We start from the raw sequence: 7,819 nt of genomic DNA, 5'->3' as shown, positions 1-7,819 counted from the left end.
ACCTGTTTATCTTGCACACTTTTCTTGATCGGACGATCGCATAACCAGGCCGTGTAACCTTTCTGCACTTATCCAGCAAGCCCTAATTATTAGTTCAAAACTTACGCAACTGGCACATGGTGAAGGCGTGCTCGCACCCTCACGCCTCGCCTTAACCAGTCCGGAACACTGACAAGTTGACCGACGACGCAAAATCTACTATCGAGGGCTTCAGCTAGGTCGTTTGGTGTTTGGGAGACTTCACCAATTACAGAGAAATTGGGGAAGTGCGATCGCGATCTAGATTTTACCAGGCTTTACCCTGATTTTTTGTTGAATTCTCCTTAAGTTGCCTCCCTCTTTACCTGAGCGCGTTGCCTAATGGGAATCTCAATCACAAATTCTGCACCCCTATCTGCTGGCTGCGATAAACATCTCAAATCTCCGCCGTGCTTATCCACCACAATCTGATAGCTAATAGATAATCCCAAACCAGTGCCTTGACCCACAGGTTTAGTTGTGAAGAAAGGACTAAACAGATGCGTTCTTACCTCACTTGTTATCCCCAGCCCATTGTCTTTAACACTGATTCTTACCCAATCGTCATTCAGCATAGAAGTACGAATTGTAATCGTACTAGGATCTTTTTTTATTTGCTCCAAGCTGCGTTTTTTGTCATAGTAATTCAAGCCATCAATGGCATTGCTCAGCAAATTCATAAATACCTGATTCAACTGAGAGGCATAACATTCTATTTTTGGCAAATCTCCGTATTCTTGAATAATTTGAATAGGTGGATAATCCGGCTTAGGCTTGAGCCGACTCTGCAAAATGACTATAGTGCTGTCGATGCCATCGTGAATATTAACGGGTTTCATTTCCGCTTCGTCAAGCCGCGAGAAGTTCCGCAACGTCAGCACAATCTGACGGATACGTTCAGCCCCTACTTTCATCGAAGATAGCATTTTAGGCAGATCTTCTCGGATAAATTCTAGCTCTATGTTTTTAATTAAAACTTCGATTTCAGGGTGATTGTGGGCACCGTGCTGCTCGTAAAGGTTTATTAAACTCAATAGCTGCTGAGTATACTCATTGACATAAGTTAAATTGCCATAGATAAAATTAACGGGATTATTAATTTCGTGGGCAATACCTGCAATGAGTTGTCCTAAGCTAGACATTTTCTCAGTCTGAATAAGCTGAGCTTGGGTGCGCTGTAAATTTTGGAGTGCAATTTCTAGTTGAATAGCTTTTTCTCGCTCTCGCGCTTCCGATTGCTGCAATTTCTCCTCTCTTTCTTGGCGAAAGTGCTCGTTTTCCTTTAGCTGTTGTACGTGGGACAATGTTTTGTTAATTGTAATTTCTAAATCCTGAAAATTTATAGGCTTAGTCAAAAAATCAAATGCTCCGGCGTTCATCGCCTTTCTAATATTTCCCAAGTCGCCATAAGCCGATATAACTATTGTTTTGACTAGGGAAGCTATCTGATTAAGTTTCCCTAACAAAACGATCCCATCCATAACTGGCATATTAATGTCAGTCAGCACAATGTCTATATCCGGTTGTTCTTGTAACTTTGCCAGCGCTTCTACGCCATTATACGCAAAAAAAACCTGGTATTCTTCCGCACGGATCTTTTTTCTAAATTTCTGGGAAATTAGAGATTCTAAATCTGGCTCGTCATCCACAAACAGTATTTTTGCTGACAACTTGCGATATTTTTCGGTCGGATGCGACATTTTTTGCCCCTTGCATTGATTAACTTATCCGAGTAATATTTATATACTTTAAGTTCTATTATATATTATTATTGCAAGAGTCATGAAAAGGCTGATTTCTACAATGGCAAACCTAACGGCTGTAATAGGCCTGAGTTTGGTAGAGGGCGATTGATTAGCTCAAGTCGAGTTCAGCCTTAGTTTGTGTGATTGGAAGTTCAATCCAGAACTCCGCTCCTTCCCCCACCTCTGAAACACACTTCAATGTGCCCCCATGCTTTTCCACTATAATTTGGTAGCTGATATAGAGACCCAAACCAGTACCTTGACCTAAAGGCTTAGTAGTAAAAAAAGGTTCATAAATACGGTCTTTCACGTCTGCGGTCATTCCCAGCCCATTGTCCCGAATTTGAATGACGACACGGGAATTTTTCTCTAGCAGAACAGTGCGAATAGTAATGGCACTCTGGAGATCCGAGATCTGATCTAGTGACCGTTGTTTATTGTACTCATTCAAAGCATCAATCGCATTAGAAAGAATGTTAATAAACACCTGATTTAGTTCTCCCGCATAGCATTCCACTAAAGGCAGATGGCTGTACTCCTCAAACACTTGAATCTCAGGACGCACTTTCGTTGTTTGAAGTCGGTTATCCAAAATCAGCAGGCTGCTTTTAATCCCTTCATGAATATCAACAGACTTTATGTTAGCTTCATCCAGCCTTGAGAAGTTACGCAAAGACAAAACAATCTTCTGAATGCGGTTAACACCACATTTCATCGAAGCCAGAATTTGAGATAAATCTGCTATCATAAATTCTAAATCTATGGCTTTGATTTCAGCTTCAATCTCAGAAGTGGGTGGGTGGTACTGCTGCTGATATAGATTTAGCAGGTGGGTTAGGTTGTGGATATAATCACTGACGTGGCTAATATTGCCATAGATAAAGCTAGCAGGGTTGTTAATTTCATGAGCAATTCCCGCAACCAGTTGACCCAAAGAAGACATTTTTGCGGTCTGAATTAGTTGAGCTTGGGTCTTTTTTAGCTCTTGCAGACCTTGTTGTAAATCCTGAGCTTGTTCTCTAGCGCGAGCTTCTGATTCCCGCAAGCGCTGGTTTTCTTTTAAGTGTTGCACATCACGCAGCGTTTTGTTGATGGTAATCTTTAAATCCTCCAAATCTATCGGCTTGGTTAGAAAGTCAAAGGCACCTAAGTTCATGGCATTTCTGATATTTTCCATGTCGCCATAGGCTGATATAACTATTGTTTTCAGAGGTAGGTCTATTTGATTAAGTCTAGATAGTAAAGTCATGCCATCCATTTCAGGCATATTAAGGTCGGTCAATACTATATCCAGATCCGGGTGTTCTTTCAATTTTTCCAGCGCTTCTACACCATTACTAGCAAAAAAAATCTGCCATCCTTCCGTGCGGATATTTTTTCTAAATACCTGGGAAATTAGATATTCTAAATTTTTTTCGTCATCTACAAACAGTATTTTTGCTGACATATTAGTCTCTCTGTTACTAGTAGAACCCTGAAGGCAGAAGGAGAGGATGGGAAGGTAGCAATTACCAATTATGTTTCATTGTGAATTTACTCCAAATTGATTATTTTATTTTTCAGGCTTTCAAAATTAACAGGTTTAGTAATATAGTCATCAGCTCCATAAGCGATTGCGGTTTGGTAATTTCTTTCATCTCCATAAGCGGTAATCATAAAAACTTTTAGATCGGGAAACTTTTCTTTGATAATTCTGAGCAGTTCTATCCCATTCATTCCTGGCATATTAATATCGGACAAAATCAAAACAATCGACGCTTCTTTATGATTTTCTAAGTAGTCCAGTGCCGCCTCTGCTGACAGGGCAAAATAAAAGTGGATTAGCCCTGCTTTGATTTCTTTTCTAAATTTTTGAGTAAACAAAGACTGAATATCTTCCTCGTCGTCTACAACCATTACTTTCATTTTTTTACTCCTTGATTTCTGCTGTTTTTTTCGGCAATGTGATGATAAACTCTGTGTAATTTCCTACTTCTGTTTCGACTTTTAGTTCTCCGCGATGTTGCTGGACGACAACATCCTGACTGATAGAAAGACCTAGACCCGTACCTTCTGCAGGTGGCTTTGTCGTAAAAAATGGATTGAAAATTTTATCGAGTACCTCTGGCTTTATACCTGCGCCATTATCGCGAATGCGGATTTCAATCCGACCTTCCAGATTTCGAGTTTTTACGTCAAGTATAGGTGAAAATTCTGACCCTATTTCTTGTTGCTTTTTATGAGCGGCATAGCAAGCATTGCTAATAATGTTAAGAAACACCCTAGCTATGTCTTGTGGCACGACATTTACTTGGCCAATGTCATTGTCATAGTCAGTTTCTATGGTAATGTTAAAATTAGCTTCCTTGGCTCGCATCCCGTGATAGGCTAGATTGATATATTCTGCCAATAAACTATTGATATCTGTGGCTTCCCAATGACCGCTTTGTCCTCTCGAATGCAACAGCATATTGCCAACGATTTTGTCAGCTCTTTGACCGTGTTGATGAATTTTTTTAAGATTTCCTTTGAGATCGGTTAACAGCTCGGTAATGTATTCATTGGTTTCTGGCTCTAACCGTTCTCCTTGATTTTCTAATTCTTCAAACAGTTCTTCGGTTAATTCAGCAGAAAGTTCTGAGAAATTGTTGACAAAATTTAAGGGATTTCTGATTTCGTGGGCAATTCCGGCTGTTAAACTGCCCAGAGAAGCTAGTTTTTCTTGGACAACAATCTGATTTTGCATAGCTCTGAGATTTGCTTCGATCCGCTGGCGCTCTTGAATTTCATTCTGCAATTGCTCTACAGTGTGGGTGAGTTCAGAGGTACGCTCCTCAACTTTGATTTCTAGTTCCTCATTAGCTTTTTGCAGTGCTTCTTGGGCTTGCTTGCGATCGGTGATATCGCGGACGATCGCCACATATTCTTGCAGATCCTGATTGGAAAGGGAAGCATCTTGAGAGAATCGGTCTGAGATGGAAACTTCCAGAATACGCGAGTCTCCATTGGACAACTTGAGAGTTTGTTCGCTGCGACTGAGCCAGTCTTCTGGCTGAGTCTCTAATCCGGGTAATAATTTGTTCAGGTGAGATCCAATTAGCCTAGTAGAATTGATTCCGAAGACGCTTTCAGCAGCAGGATTAGTCTGGCGAATTACACCTTTTTCATCCAGCACTACGATCGCATCTAGGGCAATGGTAAATAGCTGTTCTGCTCCCTCTCGTGCCTCGTCCATTGAGACGACTTGGGGTAAACTCGTCCAGCAGGCAACGGCCACCCCAACGAAAGCAACTAATAAAACCAGCACTACTAATAGATTCAATCCAACACTAGAGTTAGCATATAATTTGATGCCAAAAATCCAGCCGACAGCGACGGCGCTGACAATCAGCAAGATCAAAATTACAACCTGAAATGCCACAAAATCTGGCATTTTGCTCTGGCTTCTGTTGCGGTAAAGCCGAATCCACCACGACGGATGAAAGGGGGCAAAGGCAATGCGACTTATCCCTGCATCTACTGCCAAAACGGCAAGGGGAAAACACAACCCAATGATAAAGTCTTGCCAGCCCCAAGCCAAGCCTCCGACTACCAGCACCACCGCATCTATTATGAAGAAGGCCAGCGACCACCAAGGCCACCGAACTTCTGGACTACCCCGCCGCAGCCACAGTGATAGATGGAATAGTGTCAGGCACACAACCAAGCCAACATTAGTAATCGCCACAAGCCGAGGGACATTTCCCCAAGCTAGACAGATTAAACTCAGAACCAAAACTAAGACAAGCCCAAATCCAAATACACCGCGTCGGGATACAACTGCGAATGTTGGCGAAATATGTCCATCGACGGCAAGTTGGTACAACATCCGGGGGCAGTTGGAAACTATGGTCGCGCAACTCAGAAGACAGCTAGCGACCACCAGAAACGTGACGAGGGAGGGAACCCAGGGCCCCCACAATACCTGACAGGCAGCTAATAAATTCAAGAATACGTCATCTTTCAGACCAGGAGCAGTGGCCAAGCGCATCAGTACCCAAGCGCCTCCTAAAATCACAGGCAGCATCCCCAGTGCGGAAATTTTGAGAAACTGCAAGGTTTTAGTAGGGTGGCGGCTATCCGCTACGAAACTGGCGGCGGAGTCACAGCAGTAGAAGATGTATGTACCAAAGTAAAACCACTTAGCCCAGTCAATAAAGGTGAATGACGGCCAAGTTGCGGGGAAAAATCCGGGACTGTTTGGGGAAATAGCTAACCATAATAGACCATAAATGGAAAAAACGGATAATACACCGACTGTCGGCAATACAAAAAAGGCGTGCAGAATACTTAAGGCGCGAGTGCCGCTGAAGGTCAAAATGAAGGGTAGGAGCGTGAAGGTAATATTTAGTAAAGTTTCAGGACAGCTAAAACCTAAACTATTGAGGTTGACTTTGATTAGCTGCGTCAGTACGATCGCAGAAATTGGCAGTGTTGCTACCCAGCTTAAAAAGTATCCGATCGCTGCATAGCTTCCCAGACCCGGATAATTTTTCAGCAGTCGGGCGGTATAGTTGGGCGTTCCCCCAGCCATGTCTGGGAAATACTCACCGATGCGTTTTACCTGTAGGTTGAGCATCATACCCATGATGATACCGGGCAACCAAACGAAGATGGCGCTCGGCCCGATCGCTGCTTGGATGGCTGTGGCGATAGTAAACCAATTGGCGTGACCGGTGAGTCCAAAGCCCGATGTTTCCACCGCACTCAAGCTTCGAGGCAGGCGCATGAGCGATCGGCTATTAAGATTTTCTCTTGGGGAACCCTGAGTTGGTTCTGAGTGGTAGCCGTTTTCCGGCTGGTGTCGGATGCCTATCGCCATCAATTTTACCTATTATTTTTTAGATGTTGCAATCGCTACCCCGATATTCAGCTTTAGAGAGTTCTACTTTTTTTTGTTAAGTATTTTTGCTACTCTTAAATTTTGGCAAAGCTGCCTTTCCCAGTCAACCATGAAAATCTATCTCAATCCATCTTTAATATTACATTTTATTTCTGACTTCTGGCTTTTGCTAATTTCGCGTTATTTTAGCTATGCCCTTAAGGGCTTCTGCTAAGTCGTTGGGTGTTTAGGGACTTCCGGTATTACAAAGAAATTGGAAAAATGCGATCGCGAGCTAGATTTTACCAGGCTTTACCCTGATTTTTTGTTTAACTCCCCTTAACTCGCTTTCATCTTTACCCGATCGCTCTGCCTAGTGGGAATCTCGATCGCAAATTCTGTACCCCGATCTGGCTGCGATAAACACCTCCTATCTCCGCCGTGCTTATCCACCACAATCTGATAGCTGATGGAGCATCCCCAGCCAGTGCCTTCACCCACAGGTTTAGTTGTAAAGAAAGGACTAAACAGTCGCTTTCTTACCTCGCTCGTCATCCCGGCCCACGATCTTTAACACTGATTCTTATCCGAATTTTTGAACAATAACTGAATACCTTCCTCGTCGTCTACAACCATTACTTTCATTTTTTTTACTCCTTGATTTCTGCTGTTTTTTTCGGCAATGTGATGATAAACTCTGTGTAATTTCCTACTTCTGTTTCGACTTTTAGTTCTCCGCGATGTTGCTGGACGACAACATCTTGACTGATAGAAAGACCTAGACCCGTACCTTCTGCTGGTGGCTTTGTCGTAAAAAATGGATTGAAAATTTTATCGAGTACCTCTGGCTTTATACCTGCGCCATTATCGCGAATGCGAATTTCAATCCGACCTTCCAGATTTCGAGTTTTCACGTCAAGTATAGGTGAAAATTCTGACCCCATTTCTTGTTGCTTTTTATGGGCTGCATAGCAAGCATTGCTAATAATGTTAAGAAAAACCCTACCTATGTCTTGTGGCACGACCTCTACTTGGCCAATGTCATTGTCATAGTCAGTTTCTATGGTAATGTTAAAAGCTGTTTCTTTAGCTCGCATCCCGTGATAGGCTAGATTGATATATTCGGCCAATAAACTATTGATATCTGTGGCTTCCCAATGACCGCTTTGTCCTCTCGAATGCAACAGCATATTGCCAACGATTTTGTCAGCTCTTT

At 42.6% G+C, this 7,819-nt stretch carries 6 protein-coding genes; all 6 read right to left on the bottom strand.

Going from position 1 to position 7,819, the window contains the following annotated elements; translation table 11 throughout:
• Positions 1-323 precede the first annotated feature (323 nt).
• On the bottom strand, positions 324-1,718 hold the full coding sequence (locus E5S67_RS30245) for a hybrid sensor histidine kinase/response regulator (protein WP_246277056.1): 1,395 nt from the start codon (positions 1,716-1,718) through the stop codon (positions 324-326).
• 154 nt (positions 1,719-1,872) lie between these two features.
• Positions 1,873-3,210: a hybrid sensor histidine kinase/response regulator gene (locus E5S67_RS30240; RefSeq protein WP_172192930.1), complete on the bottom strand. Its 1,338-nt coding sequence runs from the start codon at positions 3,208-3,210 to the stop codon at positions 1,873-1,875.
• Positions 3,211-3,296: 86 nt separating this feature from the next.
• Positions 3,297-3,668, bottom strand: coding sequence for a response regulator (locus E5S67_RS30235; RefSeq protein WP_172192928.1), 372 nt, complete (start codon positions 3,666-3,668; stop codon positions 3,297-3,299).
• A gap of 4 nt (positions 3,669-3,672) precedes the next feature.
• On the bottom strand, positions 3,673-6,603 hold the full coding sequence (locus E5S67_RS30230) for an amino acid permease (protein WP_172192926.1): 2,931 nt from the start codon (positions 6,601-6,603) through the stop codon (positions 3,673-3,675).
• 339 nt (positions 6,604-6,942) lie between these two features.
• Positions 6,943-7,158, bottom strand: a complete 216-nt coding sequence (locus E5S67_RS30225; protein ID WP_172192924.1) for an ATP-binding protein — start codon at positions 7,156-7,158, stop codon at positions 6,943-6,945.
• A gap of 95 nt (positions 7,159-7,253) precedes the next feature.
• A partial coding sequence (locus tag E5S67_RS30220) for a sensor histidine kinase (protein ID WP_172192922.1) occupies positions 7,254-7,819 on the bottom strand: 566 nt, incomplete at its 5' end.

Origin of the sequence: Microcoleus asticus IPMA8, from assembly GCF_013179805.1 — a bacterium.
Lineage (GTDB): Bacteria > Cyanobacteriota > Cyanobacteriia > Cyanobacteriales > Microcoleaceae > Microcoleus > Microcoleus asticus.
The sequence above is the reverse complement of the archived record's forward strand: the minus strand, read 5'-3'. Positions and strand labels throughout refer to the sequence as shown.

Coding starts and splice junctions, on each gene's coding strand:
- E5S67_RS30245 (WP_246277056.1), bottom strand. CDS start 1,718: ATGTCGCATCCGACCGAAAAATATCGCAAGTTGTCAGCAAAAATACTG.
- E5S67_RS30230 (WP_172192926.1), bottom strand. CDS start 6,603: ATGGCGATAGGCATCCGACACCAGCCGGAAAACGGCTACCACTCAGAA.
- E5S67_RS30225 (WP_172192924.1), bottom strand. CDS start 7,158: ATGACGAGCGAGGTAAGAAAGCGACTGTTTAGTCCTTTCTTTACAACT.
- E5S67_RS30240 (WP_172192930.1), bottom strand. CDS start 3,210: ATGTCAGCAAAAATACTGTTTGTAGATGACGAAAAAAATTTAGAATAT.
- E5S67_RS30235 (WP_172192928.1), bottom strand. CDS start 3,668: ATGAAAGTAATGGTTGTAGACGACGAGGAAGATATTCAGTCTTTGTTT.